This window comes from Hypericibacter sp. (assembly GCF_050729195.1).
Taxonomy (GTDB): Bacteria; Pseudomonadota; Alphaproteobacteria; order Dongiales; family Dongiaceae; genus Hypericibacter.
In genome coordinates, this window is sequence record NZ_JBOHKS010000003.1 from 1 (window position 1) to 21140 (window position 21140).

Here is a 21140-nt window from a genome sequence, read left to right on the forward strand (position 1 = left end):
TCTGCCGCGTCGCGCAGGCCGTCGCCCAGGAAGTTGAAGGCCAGCACCACCAGGATGACCGGCAGCACCGGGAACATCAGCCAGGGATAGAGCGCGACGACATTGATGTTCTGCGCCTCGTTGAGCAGAACGCCCCAGCTCGTGATCGGCGGGCGCAGGCCCAACCCCAGGAAGCTGAGCGCCGTCTCGCCCAGGATCATGGATGGGATCGCCAGGGTCGCCGAGGCAATCAGGTGGCTCATGAAGCTGGGGATCAAATGGCGCCAGATGATGCGCCGGGGCTTCGCCCCCATGAGCTCGGCCGCCAGGCAGAAATCCTCCTCGCGCAGGGCCAGCAGCTTCGAGCGCACGGCGCGCGCCAGCCCGGTCCAGTCCAACAGCCCCAGGATCAGCGTGATGCCGAAGAAGACCAGGATCGGGCTCCAGTTCACCGGCAGGATGGCCGAGAGCGCGAGCCAGAGCGGAACATGCGGGACGGAGCGGACCACCTCGATCAATCGCGACACCGCGGCATCCACCCAGCCGCCGTAATAACCGGCGATCCCACCCAGCCCCAGCCCCAGCAGGAAACTGACCGAGACGCCGACCAATCCGATCGTCAGCGAGATCCGGGCGCCATAGAGGATTCGCGACAGCACATCGCGCCCGAGACGGTCGGTGCCGAGCAGGAACAGGGTGCCGCCATCGGCGGCGCAGGCGAGATGGAGACGGGATTCGATCAGGCCCCACCATTTGTAGGACTCGCCCAGGCAGAAGAAGCGGACCCTCTCGACCCGCTCGGGATTGTCGGTGTATTCGCGTTTCAGGTTCTGCATGTTGAGCCGGTAGTCCATGCCATAGACGAACGGCCCGACGAACGCGCCCTTGTCGAACAGATGCACGCGCTGCGGCGGCGCATAGATGAAGTCGACATGGCGCGAATGCAGCGCATAGGGCGACAGGAATTCGGAAATCAGGATGATGAAATAGGCCATGATCAGGAACGCGCCCGAGATCACGGCGAGGCGGTGGCGGCGGAACTTCCACCACATCATCCGCCACTGCGAGGCGAGGTAGTAGCGCTCCTGCTCCGCGTTCATCCGCTCGACCGAATAGGGATCGAAGGGCGCGGTCGAGACCTGATGCGCCAGCGGCTCGCGCGGCGGCGGCATGTCGGAAGCGGCGATGTCGGTTGGCGGCGTCATTTGGATACTCCGCCTCCCAGCCGGATGCGCGGATCGAGCACGGCGAGCGCCACATCCGACAGGAACATGCCCACCACCGTCAGGAGGGCGAGGAACATCAGGAACGAGCCGGCCAGATACATGTCCTGGCTGCGCAGCGCATCGAGCAGCATCGGGCCGGTGGTCGGCAGCGACAGCACCACCGACACGATCACGGCACCAGACACGACCTCGGGCAGCATGCTGCCGATATCGGAAATGAAGGGATTGAGCGCCATGCGCAGCGGATATTTCCAGAGCAGCCTGATCGGTGACAAGCCCTTGGCGCGACCGGTCACGACATACTGCTTCTGCAGCTCGTCGAGCAGGTTGGCGCGCAGGCGCCGGATCATGCCGGCGGTGCCGCTGGTGCCGATCACGATCACCGGTACCCACAGATGGGCCAGCACCGAGCGGGCCTTGCCCCAGCTCCACGGCGCGTCGGCATAGCTCGGATCCATCAGCCCGCCGATCGAGATGCCGAATTTGACATTGGCGAAATAGAGCAGCACCAACGCCAGGAGGAAGCTCGGCGTCGCCAGGCCGAGAAAGCCCAGGAAGGTCAAGGTGTAGTCGCCGACGCTATATTGTCGGACCGCGGAATAGATGCCGATCGGGAAGGACACCACCCAGATGAAGATGATGGTCGCCACCGAGACCACGATGGTCAGCAGCAGCCGGTCGCCCACCACCTGGTTCACCGGCATTCCATATTCGAAGGAATAGCCGAGATCGCCCTGGACCAGATTGCCGACCCATACCGCATATTGCTCGAGGAAGGAACGATCGAGGCCGTATTGATGGCGCAGGAAATCGATCTTGGCCTGATCGACCGCCTCGCCCTGGCTTTGCAGCTCCGCCATATAGGTCGAGAGATAGTCGCCGGGCGGGGCCTGGATGATGGCGAAGACCAGAAAGCTGATCACCAGCAATGTCGGCACCATCACGAACAGGCGGCGGAGCAAATAAGTAAACATCGGGCCTCGGGTGACGGTCGGTAAATCTGGTGCTTCGATCAGGCTTCAGTTGGTGGCGGCAGTCGCGGTCGCGGATTCGTCGAGCCAGAAGGTGTCGGGCCGGTAGACCCCGAGTTGCGCACCCGGCTCCCAGTTGAAGATCGCGGTTTCGGGCAGATTATGCAGGAAGACTTTGGCCACGACCGGCTGCGGCACGCTGTTGACGGTGCCGATGACGAAGACCTGGTCGCTATAGATCTGCAGCATCTGCTTCCAGATCGCGGTGCGTACTTCGTCGTTGTCGGCGTCGCGCCATTGCTGCAGCAGATCGAGCAGCTGCCTTGCCACCGGCATGTCGGCGGCTTCGCCGGAAGCGCTCATCGTTTCATCGAACTGGCCCCATTTCGGCCATTGCAGCTGCTGCTGGCTGGTCGGCGCGAACTCCAGGGGGACGGTCTCCGCCGTCGGGATGCCGTTGTCGAGGCCGGTCCAGACCGACATGACATTGTCGCCGGCGAAGATGCGGTTGCGGAAGACTTCGCGCTGCGAAGGCTTCACATAGAGCCGCAAGCCCAGCTGGGCCCAGGAATCGCGGATCAGCTCCAGCACATCGGCTTCCTCGGTGCTCTCGCCCGCGCTCTCCACCAGGATATCGGCAGTGCGTCCGTCCGGAAGCAGCCGGATGCCGTCGCTGTTGCGTTTGTCGAGCCCCATCTCGTCGAGCAGACGGTTGGCCTGGTCGATGTCGTAGCTGGTCCAGGCATGGGCATTGGCCTCGTCGTAGAGCGGGCTCTCCGGCAGGACCGTGTTGGCGCTTTCCTTGGCAAGGCCGTAATAGATCACCTGGTTGATCTCATGGCGGTCGATGCCGAGCGAAAGCGCGCGCCGGAACCGGACATCGCGCATGACCGCGCGCCAGACGGCGTCGTTGGTGTTGAGGTTGGGATAGATCGCCACCTGCGAGCCCGAGCCGCTGGTCCAGAGTCGAACGCGATAGTCGCCGCGCGTCTCGCCATCCTTGAGGAAGGTATAGTTGTCGAACCGCAGGTTGCGGGCCTGCAGCGTGGTCTCGCCGGCGCCGACCTTGGCCGGGATCAGCTTGCTGTCGACGATGTCGAAGACCACCCGATCGATATAGGGCAGCTGCCGTCCGCGTGGGTCGACCCGGTAATAATAGGGGTTGCGCTCGAACACGAAGCGCTCGGCCGGCGGCTTGGTCACCAGCATCCAGGGATCGAGCGTCGGCTGCTTCGGGTTGTCGTTCTTGTACATGTTGTCCCTGCGGTTATGCAGGGCGGCCCAACTCGGCTGCTGCGCCTCCTGGACCTTCTGCGCCAGCTCGGCGGCGTCGGTATATTTGGCGTGGAACTTCTTCAGATAGTGACTGGGGCGATAGATATAGAGCGGCGTCGTGCCCGCGATCGCCGGCAGGAAATCGGCGTTCGGCTTCGACCAGCTGTAGCGCACCGTGTATTTGTCGGGGAACTCGACCTTGGGGGCCTCGCCATCCACGATCAGCACCGAGGGCGGACCCGTCGGCGACAGATCCTTATTGTTGGCGACGTCTTCCCAGAAGTAGCGGAAATCCTCGGCGTCGAAGGGCTTGCCGTCCGACCATTTCATGCCCTTGCGCAGATGGAAGGTGAAGATGCGGTCTTCCTCCACGTCATAGGATTCGGCGATGTCGGCGACGATCTTGAAATCGCGGTCATAGCCCACGAGCCGGGCATAGCCATAGACCACCATCATGCGGGTGTCCTTGGCCGAGCCCATCAGCATGACCAGATCGCCGCCATAACGCCCGGCCTCACTCATCGAGGCGACGGCGGGATCTTCGGGCAGGCGATCCGTGACCGGCGGCAAGTCCCCCGCCGCCACCTTGTCGGCCAGGACCGGCGAATCCGAATAGGACTGCGCCGCCGCGGTGCCGGCCTGAAGGACACCGGCCAGCAGGGCCGCCAGCACCAACAGGCCGGCGCGCGGCCGGCGGGCGGGGCCCCGGGCAATGGCGGAGAAGGGGACGGTCAACCGCATCGGACGATCCTCAGGACGCGACTTTCAATGCGCTCGGCGCTTCGGCCGCGCGCAGGAAATGGCCGGGCGCCACCTCGATCAGCGACGGATGGCTTTGCGCGTCGATGGTGAAGGGCGCGGGCCAGGTCGAGGGGATCGAGTTGCGCTCGGAGGTGAGCTTCTGGAAATCGAGCGGGTAGCGCGGATCGGGCTCAGGCACCGCCGAGAGCAGGGCCCGCGTATAGGGATGGAGCGGGTTGCGGAACAGGGTCGATGACGGCGCCAGCTCCACCACGCGTCCCGCGCACATCACGGCGATGCGGTCGGCGATATAGTCGACCACCGCGAGGTTGTGCGAGATGAAGAGATAGGTGAGCCCCAGTTTCTGCTGCAGATCCTTCAGCAGATTGAGGATCTGCGCCTGGATCGAGACGTCGAGGGCCGAGACCGGCTCGTCGCAGATCAGGAGATCGGGCTGCAATGCCAGCGCGCGGGCGATGCCGATGCGCTGGCGCTGGCCGCCGGAGAAGCTGTGCGGATAGCGCTTGAGATGGCGGATATCCAGCCCCACCAGCTGCATCAGCTCCTTGACCGCCTCGGCCCGGTTGCGCTCGTTGCCGACGCCATGGACCACCAGCGGCTCGCTGATGATGTCGAACACCGTCATGCGCGGATTCAAGGAGCCGAACGGATCCTGGAACACGAACTGGATCTTGCGCCGGTATTTGAACAGCTTGTCGCCGCGCAGCGAGAGCACGTCGAGGCGCTTGCCATAATCGTTGAAGGAGACCTTGCCCGTATCGGGCGTGATCGCGCGCATGATCATCTTGCTGACGGTGGTCTTGCCGCAGCCGCTCTCGCCGACCAGTCCCAGGCATTCGCCGCGCGCGATGTTGAAGCTGACATCGTCGACCGCCAGCACCTTGTCGCCGCCGCCCGACAGCGCGCCTTGGCGCCGACGATAGCTCTTGCTCAAATGCTCGACCGAGAGCAGCGGCCCCGCCGCGGCGGCCTCGGCGGGCCAGTCCTTCCGGCCGCGCAGCAGCCGCGCATCGGCGGTCGCGATCTCGCGGATCGGCACCAGCCGCTCGCCCGGCGCCATGTGGAAGCGCGGCACGGCGCGAAGGAGCGCCTTCAGATAGGGATGCTGCGGATTGCTGAAGATGTCGTTCAGCGTGCCGCTTTCCATGATCTGGCCGTGATACATGACCACGACTTCCTCGGCCATGTTGGCGACGACGCCCAGATCATGCGTGATCATGAGCAGCGCCATGCCGAGCTCATGCTGCAGATCGCGGATGAGCTTGAGGATCTGCGCCTGGATGGTGACGTCGAGGGCCGTGGTGGGCTCGTCGGCGACCAGGAGCGCCGGCCTGCAGATCAGCGCCATCGCGATCATCGCGCGCTGGCGCAAGCCTCCCGACAGCTCGAACGGATAGGTGTCGTAGGCGCGCTTGGGGTCGGGGAACTGCACCAGCCGCAACATCTCGATCACCAGCTCGCGGCCGGTCGCGCGATCGACCTTGCGATGCAGATGCAGGGCTTCACTGATCTGATTGCCGATGGTATGGAGCGGCGAGAGCGAACTCATCGGCTCCTGGAAGATGATCGAGATGCGCCCGCCGCGGATGTCGCGGATCTGGGCACCCTTGGGCGGCAGCTTCGCGATATCGGTGATGGCGCCGCCCTTGGCCGGATCGGCGAACAGGATCTCGCCGCTGGTGATCTTGGCCGAGGTCGGCAGGATGCCCATGATCGTCTGGCTGATGACGGTCTTGCCCGAGCCGGATTCGCCGACCAGCGCCACGGTGCCGCCCTGGGGAACGCGGAAGGAGACGCCGCGCACGGCATGCACCGCGCCACCGGGCAGCGCGAAGGAGACCGAGAGATTATTGACGGTCAGGAGATGGGTCACGGGCCGACACCGTCGCGCTCGGGATGCCACGGCGCCCGATCGGCGAAACCGAGAGCCGCGAAATTGGCCCGCGTGGTGTCGTCGGTCGCGATGCCGCTGGCGTGCGCCGCCAGGGCGGCGCGGCGTGCCATGTCCTCGAAGCCGTCGAGATCGGAGTCGAAAGCGATGCGTGCCGTGGGCCCGGCCAGATGCATCGTGAACCATCCATTCTTGCGGTTGCGGCGGGTCGAGTAGTAACGAAGCTTAACCGACACGAGATCGTGCCATGCCACTGGCTCCTGCTTGAACAATATCGACCGGGGCGAGATCAAAGTGAACGACTGATCGGAAACCTCGATACGGACGGCCTGCCGCCAAACCGTCCTTATCGTGAACAGGAGAAAGAGGAGCGTCAATCCGCCGATAAGAATGTGAACCTGGGGAACCGAGGGCAAAAGAACCCAGGCGACGATCGAGCCGGCAAGGCCGCAACCGCCGCGCAGATAGTCGCCGACCAGCCGGCCGGTCTGATAGCGGTAAATCATCATGAGGCCCGATCCGAGCCCCGGGGCGGGCGGAAGGCGAGTGCCGTGCCGATCCAGTGCCCGGCCGGATGAGCTGTGGTTTCGTCAAGAAAGCGGGCAATGAAGTCCCAGGCGGCGCGATCATGGGCGAGATGATGCGTCATCAAGCCGGTCGGTTCGGTGACATCGGCGGCGCCCTCGCGGCGCAGGCGCAAATGGTGAACGGCCCGTTTCAGGACGGTTGCGGCGCCTAGGAACCGGTGGTTGCTCCAGTTCATGACGTCGAGATGCACATTCACCTGGACCAGTCCCGGCGTGGCGAAACGCCGGGCCCGCGGCCCGTAAACCGACAGGCCGCGATAACCGGCCCGTCCCAAAGCGCCGATCACTCGGCCGTCGATCCGGTTCCAGGGGGGCACCACGATGTCATGGAAGCGCCGGCCGAACAGGGTCTCGAGCTGGCCGCGGCCGGATCGCAGCTCGGCCATGACCTTGGTTAACGGGCGATGCGACCCCAGCTCGATCGTCTTTTCGGTCTCCGACGCATAATTGCGATGGGCATAGCCATGCTGCAGCACCCGCACCCCCGTCTCGCGGGCGAGCCGTTCCGCCAGTGCCGCGCCCGCGCCCGCCGGCACCACCGCCAAGGCGAGGGGCAGGTCCCGCGCGGCCCGCAAGGCCAGCAGGCGATCGAGGGCCGGCGACGGCGTCTCGGCATCGTCATCGCGCCACCAGAAGCTCGCGGGCCGGCCGGCCTCCTGCCAGCGGTCGAGCTCGCTCCTGAGGGCCTTCCAACTGCTCATCGGGACTGCTCCCCACGGGCTCGCCCCAGATCCATCAGGATCCGTGCGCTCCGAGCAGCGCCGTCGAAATGCAGATCGACAGCGGGGCGCGCGCGCGCGGCGGCGTGGTCGATGGCGGCCGCGAATTTCGCCGGCTCGAGCGCGTCCGTCTCGATGACATCGATCATCCCGAGCGCGGCCAGCCGGCGCGCCCGCAAGGTCTGCTCGGTTTCGCTGGCTTCCGCAAAGGGCACGACAAGCGCGCGCGCGCGAACGCTCAAGAGCTCCATCACGGTATTATAGCCCGCCTGCGAAACCGACAGGTGGCATCGCGCGAACAAGGCCGGCAGATCGGGCCTGACGCGATCGAGGACGACGCCCATCGGCAGCGAGGCGCGCAGGGCGGCCAGGTCGCGCTCCGCCATGCCGGGTCCGGTGACGATGCGCCAGGGCTTGGCGCGCCATTGCGTCAGCGGCCGTGCCGCGAGGGCGGCCTCGATCAGGGGTCGCCCGACAGCACCGCCGCCGGCGGAGACCAGGATCTCGCCATGGCCATCGCTGCCGCCGGTGGGCGAGGCCGCGACGGCGGAATCGAGCACATAGCCGGTATAGATGATGCGATCGGCCAGTGCCGCCGCTGCCGGAAAGCTCGCCTCCAGGGGAATGACCGCGGGGTCGCCATGCACCAGCACGCGATCGAAATGGTCCCGCGCCAGCGCAATCATCGCGGCCTGCCGCTTGGGATCGGATTTCGTCACCAGCACGTCGCGCAAGGAACAGGCGACGACCGGGCGGTGCGGCCCGCTCCTGGCGGCTTCGAGCAGCGGCATCAGCTCGAAGCGGAAGGCGCGCCGGCCGAAGGGGAACTGCTCGATCAGCAGCAGATCGGGCCGCGTCTGCGCGAACAGATCCAGCAACGCGCTGCGGCGGCGGTCGCGCCACGCATCGTCGATCGGCCGGCCGGCTTCGTCGATGATGGTGGCGAAGCTGCTGTCGGCGCTTTCGGCCGGCGGCAACTGCACCAAGCGCCCGGCAGGCGCGATGCCTTCGACCGGCCTTCCGCCGGAGGCCAGGGTCACATCGATGCCGGCGGCTTCGCAGGCGCGCACCAGCGCCATGGCGCGCCGAAAATGCCCGACGCCGAGGAGATGCTGCACATGGAACAGAAGGCGCAGCGTCATGGGCGTGTCGTTCCCGGTTCCGCCGAATGGATCAGCGAAACATTGAGCCGCTCGACATGCGGCTGCCCGCCGCTCGCGAGGACGAAGAGCTGCAGGCAATCGTCGCGCAGCTTGACCGGCGGCTTTCCCGTCATGTCCCAGCCGACCGCCATCGCGTAAAGCGCGCGCATGATGCCGCGATGCGCGATGGCGAGCCGGTCGCTCCCGGCGGCGGCGATCTCCTGCAGCCAGGGGCGCAGGCGCTGCTGCACCTCGCGCGGGGATTCGCCGCCGGGTGCGCGATAGTCGAGCCCGCGATCCTCGAGCGCCGTCATGCCCTCGCCCAGACGCGCGCGCAGATCGGCCAGCCGCTCGCCTTCCCATTCGCCATGGCTCATCTCGATCAGCCGCGGCTCCACGGCGATGGGCCCTTCGCGGCGATGGGTCCGCGCCAGGATCGCCGCCGTCTCGCGGCAGCGCCGCAGCGGGCTGGTGACCCAGGGCCGCGCGACCCAATGTTCGGGCAGCCGCCAGGATTCGAGATGCGCGCGGCCCGCCTCGTCGAGCGGCTCGTCGGTCAGGCCCTGGATCCGCCGGCTGCGATTCCAGGCGGTCGGCCCATGACGCAGCAGCGCCAGTTGAAGGGTCGGCGTCATGGAAGCCGGAGCATCGTTCAAGCGCTCGCCAGCACGTGACCGCCGCCCTCGCGCTGCGCCCGCAACGAGGCGGCCAGCAGGATCTCGTCGAGGGCCGCCGCCGCCACCGTCAGGCGGTGATCAGCGGCGACCTTGGTCAGGGCCGCGTGGCGCATCTGCTGGCAACGTTGCGGCGCATCGAGGAGCAACCGCACGGCCGCGGCGAAGGCTGGCGCATCGCCCAGCGCCGGCAGCATCCCCGTGGCGCCGCTGGCCACGATCGAGGCGACGCCGGGACTGTCGCCCGCGACCACCGGGAGACCCGCGGCCTGCGCTTCGAGCAGCGCCATGCCGTAGGCTTCGTTGATCGCCGGCCAGACCATGATATCGCTGGAGACATAAGCCGCGGCCAAACGCTCGGCGCCGAGCGCGCCGGCAAATCGCAGCCGCTCCGACCCCAGCGGCGCCAGCGCCGCTTCGACCTCGGCGCGGGCCGGCCCGTCGCCCGCCACCAGCAGCTGCCAGCGGCGATCCAGGACGGCGGCGAGCGCCTCGGCGAGAACCCGATAGGAGGCGAGCTTGTCGCCGGCGCGCATCATGCCCACCGCCAGCAGCCAGGGCTGCTCGGGATCGAGCCCATAGGCCGTCATGATCTCGCGCTTGTGGCGCAGCCGGGCCGCCATCGCGGCCTGGAACGGACTCTCGTCGAGGAACGGCTTCAGCAGATGCAGCCGGTCGGGCGCCACCAGCGGCCGGACGCAGCCCATGTCGGTGGGGTTGAGCGCGATCACCGCATCCGCTCGCCGGATCGCCGCCTCGACCGCGGCATGGCTGTCGGCCCAGGGCCCTTGCGCGCGCTTGGGCGCATGCGACGCTTCCACCACGACATAGGCAAGGCCCAGCGCATCGGCGACTCGCGGTCCGATCCAGTCGGGTGCCTTGTAATAAAGATGGTAGGTGAGCCAGAGGCTGGGACGCGCCGTCGCCGGCAGGACCTGCCAGCGACGGATGAGACGCTCGGCCTGCTGGCGGCCGATCGCGGCGCGCTCCGATTGACTCGCCGGATCGCCGGCCGCCTCGCGCGAGCGCAACCGGCTTGCGAGTTCCACCTCGTGATTGCCCTTGGCCAGCGCCGCCATCAGCAGCCGCGCCATGGCGCGGTCGCCGGAGGGAATCGGATGGCCCGGCGGCTTCAGCGGTGCGTAGAACGCGATTTTCATGAGCGCAGGCCCGCCGCGGCGCGCGGGACCGGCCGTGCCTCGTCTCGCGTCGCAGGATCGGCGAGCCCGAACTTGCGGGCCAGCAGCTCGATCCCGTCGGTCATGTCGAACTCGCGCCGCACGCGTGCCTCACCCGCGGCGCCCAGCGTCTGCCGCAGCTGCGGATCGTGGATCAGTTGCTCCAGTGCCCGGGCCAGCGCCTCGGCATCGCCGGCTGGCACCAGCAATCCGTTGCCTTGATCCTCGATCAGCTCGCCGACGCCGGGCAGTTGCGTGGAGACGACGGCGAGGCCCTGGCTCTGGGCTTCCATCAGCACATTGGGCAGCCCGTCGCGATCGCCATCGGAAGCCACCCGGCTCGCCAGCACGAAGAGATCGGCGTCGTCATAGGCCTTGAGAACGATCTCCTGCGGTTGCGCGCCCTGCCATTCGATCCGGTCGCCGAGCCCGAGGCGCGCGGCCTCGCGCTGCAGGTCGGGCTTGAGCGGCCCGCCGCCGATCTGAACCAGGCGCCAGGCGAGATCGCGCGGCAGCCGTCCCAGGGCCGCGAGCAGGATGTCGTATCCCTTCTTGGGCACCAGGCGGCCGACCGACAGCAGCCGCACTGGGTCGGCAGGCTTGCTGCCGTCGCGCCGCGGCTCGCGCCGCGGGGCGGGTGCGGGGAAACGCTGCAGGTCGAGACCGTGATGAACCAGCGTCACGGTCGTGGGCCTCGGCGCCAGCGCCGCCAGATGATCACGGCCTTGGGCGGTGCAGGTCACCAGCCAGTCGAGGCTCGCGAGCTTCTCGCGCTTCTCCCAGTCGGGCGTGGTCCAGATGTCCTTGGCATGGGCCGAGCCGCTCCAGGGCAGATCCAGCAGCAGGGCTGCGTAACGCGCGACCGAGGCCGGCGTGTGCAGGAAATGCGCATGCAGCCGTTCGACGCCGGGCGCCAGCTCCGCGGCCAGCACCAGTGCCTGGCCGAAGCGGCGCACCCGGTTGCGGGTCCGATCGCGCCGCAGGTCGGCGAGGAACGCGCTGAACAGCAGGGGATAGCGCGGGTGATGGCGCAGCTTGCGCCAGGCGCGCAGGACGCGCCGCGGCTCCTGATGCAGATATTCGGGCAGATAGAGGAGGGGTGCCTTGATTTCGCGATGGACCGGATGGACCGAGCGATCGGTCGGGTGGCGCAGCGACACGATCCGGATGTCGAGCCCCCGCTGCTCGAGCGCGCGGATCTCCTGCGCGATGAAGGTTTCCGAGAGCCGCGGATAGCCTTTGAGCAGAAAAGCGACGGTGCCTGCCAAGTGGGTCCTAAAGCCTCGCCATCAGCCGGCGGCCGCGCGGGTCCGTCGGGGCGCCCCGCGCGCCGGGCCCGCGATCATGACCGAGCCTGGCCGGCCCTGTCGAGCGGCGCGGAGTGGCGGAAAGTATCAATGTTACCCGGCTGTTGAGCGTGGCGGCCGAGGGTCTCGACGATCAGCCGCCGCCGATTGCCGGATTGAAGGTCGCGCGGCGGATCTTGGGCTGACGGTCGCGGGCCAGCCATTGCTGCGCCAAGCGGTTCACATTGTAGAGCCCGTCCAGCAGGCCCGGCACCACCACCTGCGAGGGCAGGCGCTGCTGCGGCAACTGGCGTAGCGCCGTCGCCATCAGATGCGGGTCGCGGTTGGAATCTTCCTCGGTCACCATCTGGCAGAGGCCGAGATCGGCTGCACGCGCCGAGCGGATATATTGCTCGCGGCGCGGATGCATGCGTGGAACGATGAGCGCGCGTTTGTCGAAGGACAGGATCTCGCAGAAGGTGTTGTAGCCGCCCATCGCCACCACGCCGACCGCCGCCGCCATCAGATGCTCCATCTGGGCATCGAAGGTGATGGCCTCGACATTGGGCAGCTGCGAGGCGCGCGCCAGGAACTCGCCCTGCCGCTCGGATTGCATGAAGGGCCCGAGCACCAGGAGAGCGGGATAGGGCAGCGCGCGGTCATGCTCATAGGCCGAGAGCACCCAGTCGATCACCCCTTCGCCGTCGCCGCCGCCGCCCGTCGTCACCAGCAGATAGGGGCTGGCGATCTTCTGCAGATGCGTCATCTGGCCATGGGTCGCGGACAGCGTGCGGGGCAGATAACCCGTATAGGTCATGCGCTTGCGCACCGACCAGGGGATGTCGAGGCCGGCCAGCGGATCGCCGCAGACCTGCGGCAGCCCATAGACCCAGATGTCGTCATAGAGTTCGGCCACGGCCGGGACGACGCGCTTGCGCTCCCATTCGGGCGCCAGCAGCGCCGGCTCGTCCAGCACGTCGCGCAGGCCGAGGATCAGGGGCGTGCCGCGCTCGCGCAGCATCTCCAGCGTTTCGAGCGCCTCGCCGCGCAGACCCAGCGGCTCCTTGTCGACGATGAAGAGGTCGGGATCGAAGATATCGGCGGTGTGGCGGATGATCGAGGCGCGCATCGCCAGCGTCTCCTCGATATCGATGAGGAGGCTGAGCGAGGTGTAGTCGCCGTTGCGCAGCTTGATGACGCCGGGGATGCGGACGAAATCCACACGCGCCCTGAAATCGAACGAGCCGATAATCGGCGAGCCCGTCAGGATCAGGACCGAGAGTTCCTTGTTGCGTTCAACCAGCGCATGCGCGATCGCCCGGCAACGGCGCAAATGGCCGAGGCCGAAGGTATCGTGGCTGTAAATCAGCACGCGGGCGTTTCTGCGGGCTTCGCTCATTCTGGACGGCCGCTGGCGATTACACGTCGATTTCCCCGGGGCGGGACTATGCCACACCGGCAAATGCCGAAGAAAGCGAACTTATCGCGAAAATCCCAAGACTCCCCATAGCTTGGCGCTATTCCGCGCGGCCCCCGGTTGGCTATGGTAAGGGAGAGGTTAAGGGGCGGCCTTTGGCGATGCCGCTCCCGGAGCGGGGGAATCCGATTGGAATCCAATCTTTTCAAATACATATGGCGACACAGCAGGAAGGAGCAGCTGATCATCCTGGGGATCGTCGCGCTGTCCCAGCTGTTCTACTTCCTCTCCCTCGATCTGCCCAAGGCGATCGTCAACCGGGCCATCCAGGGCCAGGCCTTCACCGACGGCAACACCACCACCCTGTTCTTTCCAGTCGCCTTCAACGTCCCGGGCTTCCTCCAGGGCATCTTCGGCAAGGGCCATGTCCAGCTCTATGAGGGCTTCCCCCTGGAGCAGATCCCCTACCTGGTCGCCCTCAGCCTGCTGTTCCTGCTCCTCGTCATCATCAACGGCGTCTTCAAGCTCCAGATCAACACCCAGAAGGGCCGCATGGGCGATCGCATGCTGAGCCGCCTGCGCTATGAGCTGTTCGACCGGGTGCTGCGCTTCCCCCAGCTTCACTTTCGCCGTGTGAAGCAGGCCGAGATCGCCACCATGATCAAGGACGAGGTGGAGCCGCTGGGCGGTTTCATCGGCGATGCCTTCGTGGCGCCGGCCTTCCTCGGCGGCCAGGCCATCACGGCGCTGGCCTTCATCCTGGCCCAGAGCTGGTTGCTCGGCACCATCACGGTCGCGATCCTGCTGGCGCAGGCCATCATCATTCCGAAGCTGCGCGTCAAGGTGCTGCTGCTGGGCAAGGCGCGCCAGCTGACGGCGCGCCAATTAGCCGGCCGCATCGCCGAATGCGTCGACGGCTCCCCCGACATCCACGCCCACGACACCTCGAATTATGAGCGCGCCGACATCGCCACCCGGCTCGCCCGCATCTTCGACATCCGGTTCGATCTTTATCAGCGCAAGTTCGCGGTGAAGTTCCTGAACAACATGCTGGCGCAGATGACGCCCTTCCTCTTCTACCTGGTGGGCGGCTATCTCGCGATCACGGGCCATCTCGATATCGGCGGCCTGGTGGCGGTCATCTCCGCCTACAAGGACCTGCCGGGGCCGGTGAAGGAGCTGATCGACTGGGATCAGCAGCGCCAGTCCGTCCAGATCCAGTATGAGCAGGTGGTGGATCAGTTTCAGCCGGACGGCGTGCTGGCCGCCGAGCTGCAGGCGATCGATGCCTCGGCGCCGCCGCTCGAAGGCGACGTCGCCTTCTCCAACCTCACCGTCATCGACGAGGCCGGATCACGGGTTCTCGACGGCATCGCCGTGAATTTCCCGCTGAGCTCCAAGATCGCGGTCATCGGACCGGGGGGCAGCGGCCGCGAAGGCCTGGCGCTGGCTTTGATGCGGCTGATGCCGTCGGCCGCCGGCGGCATCTCGATCGGCGGCAAGAATCTGGCCGAGATGCCGGAAGCGGTCATCGGCCGGCACATCGCCTATGCCGGCCCCGAGCCCTATCTCTTCCCCTTCTCGGTGCGCGAGAACCTGGTTTATGGGCTGAAACATCGTCCGGTCAAAATGCCGAAATATGAAGGGGAAGTCTTGGCGAAGCGCGAGGCCGTGGCGCGCGAGTCGCGGCGCGCCGGCAATCCGGACTTCGATGTCAACGCCGATTGGATCGACTATGAATCCGCCGGCGTCGAGGGACCCGAGGCGCTGGAGGCGAAGCTGACGGCGCTGCTCAAAACCATCGAGCTCGACGAGGATGTCTATCAGCTGGGGCTTCGCGGCACGATCGATCCGACCCAGCGGCCCGATCTCGCCAGCGCCGTCATCGCCGCCCGCCAAGACCTGGCGCGCCGGCTGGCCGACCCGCAACTGGCGGCCCTGGTCGAGCCCTTCGATCCCGCCCGCTACAACAAAAACATGTCGGTCGCGGAGAATCTCCTGTTCGGCACCGCCAAGGGCGATCTGGCGCCCGAGCGGCTGGTCGAGAACGACTATATCCGCCAGGTGCTGGAGCGGCTGGGCCTGATCGATACGCTGGTCGAGATGGGCCACAAGATCGCCGAGACCATGATCGAGATCTTCGCCGATCTGCCGCCGGGCCATCCCTTCTTCGAGCAATTCAGCTTCATCAGCGCCGAGGATCTGCCGCAGTTCCGGGCGATCCTCGGCCAACTCGGAAAGACCGGCATCGGCGGATTGGACAAGAACGCCCGGGTCCGGCTGATCCAACTGACGCTGCCCTATGTCGAGGCCCGCCACCGCCTGGGGCTGGTGGACGAGACCATGGAGCGCCGCCTGCTCGAGGCGCGGCGCACCTTCGCGGAAGGTCTGCCGGACGCGCTCAAGGGTTCGATCGAGTTCTATGACCATGAGCGTTACAACGCGATCGCCAGCCTGCAGGACAACATCCTGTTCGGACGCCTGGTCTATGGCCAGGCGCAAGCTTCCCAGAAGATCGGCCGCCTGATCGCCGAGGTGCTCGACGCCCGCCATTTGCGGGAATCGGTCCTCGGCGTCGGGCTCGACTTCCAGGTGGGCATCGCCGGCAAGCGCCTGACGGCGGCGCAGCGCCAGAAGATCGGCCTCGGCCGCGCGCTTCTGAAACGCCCGCAATTGCTGGTGCTGAACGAAGCGACCTCGCTCCTGGACAATGCCAGCCAGATGCGGATCGCCGAGACGATTCTCGGCGCCAATGACGGCTTCGGCGTGCTCTGGGTGCTGCACCGTGCCGACCTGGCGCGCCGGTTCGACCGGGTTCTGGTCATGCGGGACGGGCGGCTGCAGGAACAGGGGCCGCCGGCCGATCTCGACCGCTCCGGCACGACATTTCACGAACTGGTCAGCGCGGCTTGAGCCGGCGGACCGCAGGAACCATTTATTGCTAACGGGCCCGGGATAGGAGGCCACAGATGAGCATCAACCAGGAAGTCGAACTGCTGCGACGCATCCCGATGTTCTCGAAGATCGATCCGGCGAAATTGCGCCTGCTCGCCTTCGCCAGCGAACGCGTGACGTTTCCGTCAGGCGAGGTGCTGTTCCATCAAGGGGATCCTGCCGATGCCGCCTACCTCATCATCGACGGCAGCGTGTCGGTGACGGTCGAGCTTGCGAGCGGGCCGCTCCTGGTGGCCAAGGTCGGCAAGGATCAGATCGTCGGCGAGATCGGCATCATCTGCGACGTGCCGCGCACCGCGACCATCACCGCCGAGATGCCCACGATCACGCTCAAGATCACGCGCGATCTCTTCTTCCAGATGATCAATGACTTTCCCGTCATGGGCGTCGAGATCATGCGCGTGCTGGCGCACCGGCTCGAACACACCACCGCCCAGCTTCGCAATTGCCAGCAGCGGCTCAACCAGATGGAACATGCGTGAACCTCGACAACCAACGTCTTGAAGCCGGCGCGACGGCATGAGCCGGCTCGATTCCTACATTCGTCGCATGCAGGCCCAAAAACTCTGTCTCGATCGAGCAGCACAGCTGATCGGCACGCGGCCGGGACCGATCCTCGAGCTGGGCTTCGGCAATGGCCGCACCTACGATCATCTGCGTGAACTCTTCCCCGGCCGGAAGATCTATGTCTTCGACCGGCAGATCAATCCGCATCCGGACTGCGTGCCGCCCGCCGACATGGTGCGGTTGGGCGATGCCCGCGAGACCCTGCCGCGTTTTCTCGAAGGCGCGCCGGAACCGGCGATCCTGATCCACACCGATATCGGCACCGGCGACAAGATCGCGAGCCTCCGGCTGGCAAGCGATCTGGCGCCGACGATAACCGCGCTCCTGGCATCGGGCGGCTTGGTCGCGGGCGATCAGCCCTTGCCCGACGACAGGCTCGAGCCGCTGCCGCTGCCCGAGGGTGTCGCGGTCGGCCGCTATCACTTCTATCGCCGCAAAGCCTAGCGCGGCGCCGATCCTTGCGGGATCGGCACGCGCGACATCCGCTCAGGCGAAATCCACCACCACCGGCACATGGTCGGAAGGCTGCGTCCAGCCGCGCGCCTCGCGCAGCACGGCCGCACCCTTGAGCTTGCTCTTGAGCGGGCGCGTCACCCAGATATGGTCGAGGCGCCGGCCGCGATCGGACGCCTCCCAGTCGGCCGCGCGATAGCTCCACCAGCTATAGAGCTTGTCCTTGGGCGGGATGAAATGGCGCACCGCGTCGGTCCAGCCCAGCCCGTCCTGCAGCCCGGTCAGCTTCTCCACCTCGATCGGCGTGTGGCTCACCACGTCGAGCAGCTGCTTGTGCGACCAGACATCGGTCTCGAGCGGCGCGATATTGAGATCGCCTACCAGGATCATTTTGCGCTTGGCATCGCGCTCGGCCGCGAACCAGTCGGTCATCTGATCGAGGAAGTCGAGCTTATGGGCGAATTTCGGATTGGCCTTGCGGTCGGGAATGTCGCCGCCCGCCGGCACGTAGAAATTATGCAGCTCGACGCCGCCGGGCAGCATCACGGCCTGATGGCGGCAATCGCCCTTGCCGCACCAGTCGGGACCCTCGACCGGCTCGAGCGGCAGGCGCGAGAGGATGGCGACGCCGTTATAGCTCTTCATGCCGCGCCAGCGCCGATGCGGATGACCGCCGGGCAAGAGCTCGGCCTTGGGGAACAGGTCGTCATGGACCTTGATCTCCTGCAGGCAGATGACGTCGGGGTCCCAGTGCTGCACCAGGCGCGCGAGATGATCGAAACGCAGGCGAATGGAATTGACGTTCCAAGTGACGAGCCGCATGCACCGTTCCGGATGGTGAGTTGAGGGAGCGCCCGGTGCCGAGCGTCAGGGGAGACGCGCGGGCGAGGCCGGATTCGAGGGCCGTTTCTTATAACGCAAAGGACCCCGCCGTCGAATCCGGCAGCCATGGTGGCCGGCGGGCCACAGTCGCCGGAGATAAAATTCCTATGACTTCGGGTTTTGGGCGTCGCGGGAAGGGCTTGGGGGTACCCGGTCCGAGGCGCGAGCACTGGTGGGACACCCGCGCTCGCGCCATCCGGGACCGGGGATCGGGCGGTCTCGAGAGACCTGCCCGACGGCCGCCGGAACCTTGCCTGCGAACGTGAAATCGATTGTGATTCCACAGGCTTAGGCTAGATTCCAGGGCCTGTAAAGGCGAACGCCCGGCCAGGGGGAGACCGGGCGTTCTCAGTTCCGTCTAGGAGCCCGTTGCGGTAGGGGATGCCACTTCGGGCGACGGTCGCCATTGCGGCGCCCGCCACTGTATGCCTCTCATTTAAGACGGATCGGCCCGGCTTTCAATGGTCGCTTTGGCCCTTGACCATGATGTTTTTGCAACACTGGGGCGCGTCTACTCGGCGGCTTTCCCGGGGGCCCGCAAACGGGCCCGGGCACGCTCCCGGCAGGCCGTGCCGAAAGCCCTGAAAAGGGCAAGAGAAACAGCGTTCTCGGTGACTTTATATTCGGGGTGCCACTGCACGCCGAAGGCAAAATTCTTGGCCTTCTCGACTCGGACGGCCTCGATCACATCATCGGGAGCTTTGGCCTCGACCACGAGCCCCGGCGCCAGCCGGTCGATCGCCTGCCAATGCAGCGAGTTCACCTCGATCTCGGTTCGCCCCAGGATTTTTGTCAGCATCCCAGTGGGTTCCAGCGCGATCCTGTGCTGCGGCGCGTATCTCGCGTCGTAATCGACATTCTTGGGGCTGCGATGATCGAGCTTGCCCGGCAGGGTGTGGACTTGCGTGTGGAGCGTGCCGCCCAGCGCGACATTCAGCTCCTGATGGCCGCGGCAGATGCAGAAGAGCGGCACGCCCGCGGCGACCGCGGCGCGGATCAGCGGCAGCGTGGTCGCATCGCGCTGCGGATCCTGCGGGCTGTCGGCGCGATCGGGCGGGCCGCCATAATGGCGCGGATGGATGTTGGAGAGGCTGCCGGTAAAGAGCAGCCCGTCGAGCCGGTCGAGCAGCGAGGGCAGGTCATAGGCCTCGCCCAGCACCGGCAGCAACAGGGGCATGCCCTGCGCGCCTTCGACCACGGCGGTGATGTATTTCTCGCCCACCGCGTGGAACGGCAATTCTTCGACCGACTTGACGCAAGCCGGGATGCCGATCGCGGGCCAGGAGGCGTCGATGCGATACATGATGAGGCTCGCCCCGTCAGACGCCGGACCGGTTCCCCGAGGAGGTTATTCTCAGGGATCGGCGGCCGGGTGGCGTCAAAGCCCCGAATCCGCCGGATATCGATATTGGGCCGGAAGCCCCGGCTGGCATCATGCTAGCGCAAGATGCCTGATCTGACGTAAACGCCGAGCCTCAGCGGTTGTCGGACGGCAGGCCCTTGCTGGGCGTGGCGAACAGCGCGTTGGCGAGCGCGCCGCCCATGGTCACGTCCTGCAGACCCACCCGGATCTGGTTGCCTTGCGGATCGAGGATGGTCCATTGCCGCAGCTCGAGCGGGTCATCGGCGAAGGCGAGCTCGATCTGGCCCGCCTCGGGCGAACCGCTTTCGAAGGCGCCGATCCGCAAGGCCCCGGGCTCGCGAACGACCGAGCTGACGGTGACGCCATTCTTGAAGGAGACGGTCTCGCGCAGCAGGAACCAGAGCGGCGAGGCGCCGATCGGGACCTGGCTGATCTGGTCCAGATCCATGTCGTAATAGCTTACCACCAGCCCGTCGGCGACGATGACCACCTTGAGCGGCGGATCATATTCGACGCGCAGCCTGCCGGGACGGCGCAGATAAATCTTCCCGAAGGCCAACCCCGCGGTGTTCGAATATTGCTGGAACTTCGCGCGCATCGTGGAGATGCCGTTGAGATACTCCTCGGCGCGCTTGAGGTCGCCGCGGTCCTGGTCGGTCAGTTCCTTGGCGGCGGGTGTCGAGGCGGAAGCAGGGCGGGGCAGCAACGCCGATGCGCCCGCCGCCAGCAACGGCAGCGCGCCCAATGTCTTCAGCAAACCTCGGCGCGTGGGAGCGGCCAATGTCTCGTCGGCCAGCGGTCCCGTAAAAGCGTCGTATCTCATAAATCTCCGTCGATGTTGCGAGCGAGCACTTCGCGCTTGCCGACATGGTTGGCGGTGCTGACCACGCCCTCACGCTCCATGCGCTCGACGATCCGCGCCGCCCGGTTATAGCCGATCTGGAGGTGGCGCTGGACGAAGCTGGTCGAGGCCTTGCGTTCGCGACAGACGATGGCGACGGCCTGGTCATACAGTGCGTCGCCGCTGTCGCCGCCGCCAAACCCGCCATCGCCGTCCGGGGCCTCGGCCTCCTCGTCCTGGGTGACCTCCTCGATATAGGTCGGCTGGCCCTGCTTTTTAAGGAAGCGGACGATGGTTTCAACCTCTTGATCCGCGACAAACGGTCCATGCACGCGGGTGATCCGGCCGCCCTGGGCCATATAGAGCATATCCCCTTGACCCAGCAGCTGTTCCGCCCCGGTTTCGCTCAGGATCGTGCGGCTGTCGATCTTCGACGTGACATGGAAGCTGACCCGGGTCGGGAAGTTCGCCTTGATGGTGCCGGTGATCACGTCCACCGAGGGGCGCTGGGTCGCCATGATGATATGGATGCCGGCGGCCCGCGCCATCTGCGCCAGGCGCTGGATGGCGGCCTCGATATCCTTGCCGGCGACCAGCATGAGGTCGGCCATCTCGTCCACCACCACCACGATGAAGGGCAGGGGCTCGAGCGGAATATCCTCTTCCTCATAGATCGGCTGGCCGGTCTCGGGATCGAATCCCGTCTGCACCTTGCGGCTCAGCTTCTCGTCCTTCGCTGCCGCCTCGGTGATGCGGATGTTGAAGCCTTCGATGTTGCGCACGCCCAGCTTCGACATCAGCCGGTAGCGGTTCTCCATCTCGCGCACGGTCCATTTGAGCGCGACCACGGCCTTGCGCGGATCGGTGACGACGGAGGTGAGGAGATGCGGGATGCCGTCATAGACGGAGAGTTCCAGCATCTTCGGATCGATCATGATGAATTTGCTGTCGTCGGGCGAGAGGCGATAGAGC

Annotated in this window: 18 protein-coding genes; 3 read left to right on the forward strand and 15 right to left on the reverse strand. The window is 66.3% G+C overall.

Annotation, left to right across the window (positions count from 1 at the left end; genetic code table 11):
• The 11 genes from ACREE8_RS00095 to ACREE8_RS00145 all read right to left on the reverse strand — a co-directional run.
• Positions 1-1184, reverse strand: a 1184-nt coding sequence (locus ACREE8_RS00095; RefSeq protein WP_431570931.1) for an ABC transporter permease, incomplete at its 3' end; no start/stop codon positions are given.
• On the reverse strand, positions 1181-2179 hold the full coding sequence (locus tag ACREE8_RS00100) for an ABC transporter permease (RefSeq protein ID WP_431570932.1): 999 nt from the start codon (positions 2177-2179) through the stop codon (positions 1181-1183). The genes ACREE8_RS00100 and ACREE8_RS00095, both read right to left, overlap by 4 nt.
• Before the next feature lie 45 nt (positions 2180-2224).
• Positions 2225-4192 (reverse strand): ABC transporter substrate-binding protein, encoded by a 1968-nt coding sequence (locus tag ACREE8_RS00105; protein WP_431570933.1) that lies wholly within the window; start codon positions 4190-4192, stop codon positions 2225-2227.
• A gap of 10 nt (positions 4193-4202) precedes the next feature.
• On the reverse strand, positions 4203-6086 hold the full coding sequence (locus tag ACREE8_RS00110) for an ABC transporter ATP-binding protein (protein WP_431570934.1): 1884 nt from the start codon (positions 6084-6086) through the stop codon (positions 4203-4205).
• Positions 6083-6613 (reverse strand): hypothetical protein, encoded by a 531-nt coding sequence (locus ACREE8_RS00115; RefSeq protein ID WP_431570935.1) that lies wholly within the window; start codon positions 6611-6613, stop codon positions 6083-6085. The genes ACREE8_RS00110 and ACREE8_RS00115 overlap by 4 nt, the downstream gene beginning before the upstream one ends.
• A complete protein-coding gene (locus ACREE8_RS00120; RefSeq protein ID WP_431570936.1) occupies positions 6610-7392 on the reverse strand; it encodes a polysaccharide deacetylase family protein in 783 nt (260 codons plus the stop codon). Before ACREE8_RS00120 ends, ACREE8_RS00115 begins: the two co-directional genes overlap by 4 nt.
• Entirely contained in the window at positions 7389-8552 is a 1164-nt protein-coding gene (locus tag ACREE8_RS00125; RefSeq protein ID WP_431570937.1) for a glycosyltransferase family protein, read from the reverse strand. Before ACREE8_RS00125 ends, ACREE8_RS00120 begins: the two co-directional genes overlap by 4 nt.
• Entirely contained in the window at positions 8549-9187 is a 639-nt protein-coding gene (locus ACREE8_RS00130; protein ID WP_431570938.1) for a histidine phosphatase family protein, read from the reverse strand. Before ACREE8_RS00130 ends, ACREE8_RS00125 begins: the two co-directional genes overlap by 4 nt.
• 17 nt (positions 9188-9204) lie before the next feature.
• Complete coding sequence (locus ACREE8_RS00135; RefSeq protein WP_431570939.1) at positions 9205-10386, reverse strand: glycosyltransferase family 4 protein; 1182 nt, start codon at positions 10384-10386, stop codon at positions 9205-9207.
• Positions 10383-11672, reverse strand: coding sequence for a glycosyltransferase family 4 protein (locus ACREE8_RS00140; protein ID WP_431570940.1), 1290 nt, complete (start codon positions 11670-11672; stop codon positions 10383-10385). The genes ACREE8_RS00135 and ACREE8_RS00140 overlap by 4 nt, the downstream gene beginning before the upstream one ends.
• 172 nt (positions 11673-11844) lie before the next feature.
• Complete coding sequence (locus ACREE8_RS00145) at positions 11845-13062, reverse strand: glycosyltransferase family protein (RefSeq protein WP_431570941.1); 1218 nt, start codon at positions 13060-13062, stop codon at positions 11845-11847.
• 234 nt (positions 13063-13296) lie between these two features.
• On the opposite strand from ACREE8_RS00145, the gene ACREE8_RS00150 reads away from it, so the two are divergent.
• Genes ACREE8_RS00150 through ACREE8_RS00160 form a run of 3 tightly spaced genes read left to right on the forward strand, consistent with a single transcriptional unit; the run spans position 13297 to position 17073 of the window.
• The gene (locus ACREE8_RS00150) at positions 13297-16020 is read left to right on the forward strand and encodes an ABC transporter transmembrane domain-containing protein (protein WP_431570942.1); all 2724 of its coding nucleotides are present in this window, start codon (positions 13297-13299) and stop codon (positions 16018-16020) included.
• A gap of 56 nt (positions 16021-16076) precedes the next feature.
• Positions 16077-16544, forward strand: coding sequence for a Crp/Fnr family transcriptional regulator (locus tag ACREE8_RS00155; RefSeq protein WP_151179950.1), 468 nt, complete (start codon positions 16077-16079; stop codon positions 16542-16544).
• 37 nt (positions 16545-16581) lie between these two features.
• On the forward strand, positions 16582-17073 hold the full coding sequence (locus ACREE8_RS00160) for a class I SAM-dependent methyltransferase (protein ID WP_431570943.1): 492 nt from the start codon (positions 16582-16584) through the stop codon (positions 17071-17073).
• A 42-nt stretch (positions 17074-17115) separates the two neighbouring features.
• Here the strand turns inward: ACREE8_RS00160 and ACREE8_RS00165 are convergent, their stop codons facing one another.
• The 4 genes from ACREE8_RS00165 to ACREE8_RS00180 all read right to left on the reverse strand — a co-directional run.
• Positions 17116-17904 (reverse strand): exodeoxyribonuclease III, encoded by a 789-nt coding sequence (locus tag ACREE8_RS00165; protein ID WP_431570944.1) that lies wholly within the window; start codon positions 17902-17904, stop codon positions 17116-17118.
• Positions 17905-18475: 571 nt separating this feature from the next.
• On the reverse strand, positions 18476-19267 hold the full coding sequence (locus tag ACREE8_RS00170; RefSeq protein WP_431570945.1) for a gamma-glutamyl-gamma-aminobutyrate hydrolase family protein: 792 nt from the start codon (positions 19265-19267) through the stop codon (positions 18476-18478).
• 172 nt (positions 19268-19439) lie between these two features.
• The gene (locus ACREE8_RS00175) at positions 19440-20150 is read right to left on the reverse strand and encodes a LolA family protein (protein ID WP_431570946.1); all 711 of its coding nucleotides are present in this window, start codon (positions 20148-20150) and stop codon (positions 19440-19442) included.
• Positions 20147-21140: FtsK/SpoIIIE domain-containing protein (locus ACREE8_RS00180; protein ID WP_431570947.1), on the reverse strand; the 994-nt coding region annotated here is incomplete at its 5' end. The genes ACREE8_RS00175 and ACREE8_RS00180, both read right to left, overlap by 4 nt.

What these genes read in the sequence shown, in the direction of transcription:
- ACREE8_RS00100 (WP_431570932.1), bottom strand. Translation starts at nt 2,179, where the DNA reads ATGTTTACTTATTTGCTCCGCCGCCTGTTCGTGATGGTGCCGACATTG.
- ACREE8_RS00105 (WP_431570933.1), bottom strand. Translation starts at nt 4,192, where the DNA reads ATGCGGTTGACCGTCCCCTTCTCCGCCATTGCCCGGGGCCCCGCCCGC.
- ACREE8_RS00115 (WP_431570935.1), bottom strand. Translation starts at nt 6,613, where the DNA reads ATGATGATTTACCGCTATCAGACCGGCCGGCTGGTCGGCGACTATCTG.
- ACREE8_RS00120 (WP_431570936.1), bottom strand. Translation starts at nt 7,392, where the DNA reads ATGAGCAGTTGGAAGGCCCTCAGGAGCGAGCTCGACCGCTGGCAGGAG.
- ACREE8_RS00125 (WP_431570937.1), bottom strand. Translation starts at nt 8,552, where the DNA reads ATGACGCTGCGCCTTCTGTTCCATGTGCAGCATCTCCTCGGCGTCGGG.
- ACREE8_RS00130 (WP_431570938.1), bottom strand. Translation starts at nt 9,187, where the DNA reads ATGACGCCGACCCTTCAACTGGCGCTGCTGCGTCATGGGCCGACCGCC.
- ACREE8_RS00135 (WP_431570939.1), bottom strand. Translation starts at nt 10,386, where the DNA reads ATGAAAATCGCGTTCTACGCACCGCTGAAGCCGCCGGGCCATCCGATT.
- ACREE8_RS00155 (WP_151179950.1), top strand. Translation starts at nt 16,077, where the DNA reads ATGAGCATCAACCAGGAAGTCGAACTGCTGCGACGCATCCCGATGTTC.
- ACREE8_RS00160 (WP_431570943.1), top strand. Translation starts at nt 16,582, where the DNA reads ATGAGCCGGCTCGATTCCTACATTCGTCGCATGCAGGCCCAAAAACTC.
- ACREE8_RS00165 (WP_431570944.1), bottom strand. Translation starts at nt 17,904, where the DNA reads ATGCGGCTCGTCACTTGGAACGTCAATTCCATTCGCCTGCGTTTCGAT.
- ACREE8_RS00170 (WP_431570945.1), bottom strand. Translation starts at nt 19,267, where the DNA reads ATGTATCGCATCGACGCCTCCTGGCCCGCGATCGGCATCCCGGCTTGC.
- ACREE8_RS00175 (WP_431570946.1), bottom strand. Translation starts at nt 20,150, where the DNA reads ATGAGATACGACGCTTTTACGGGACCGCTGGCCGACGAGACATTGGCC.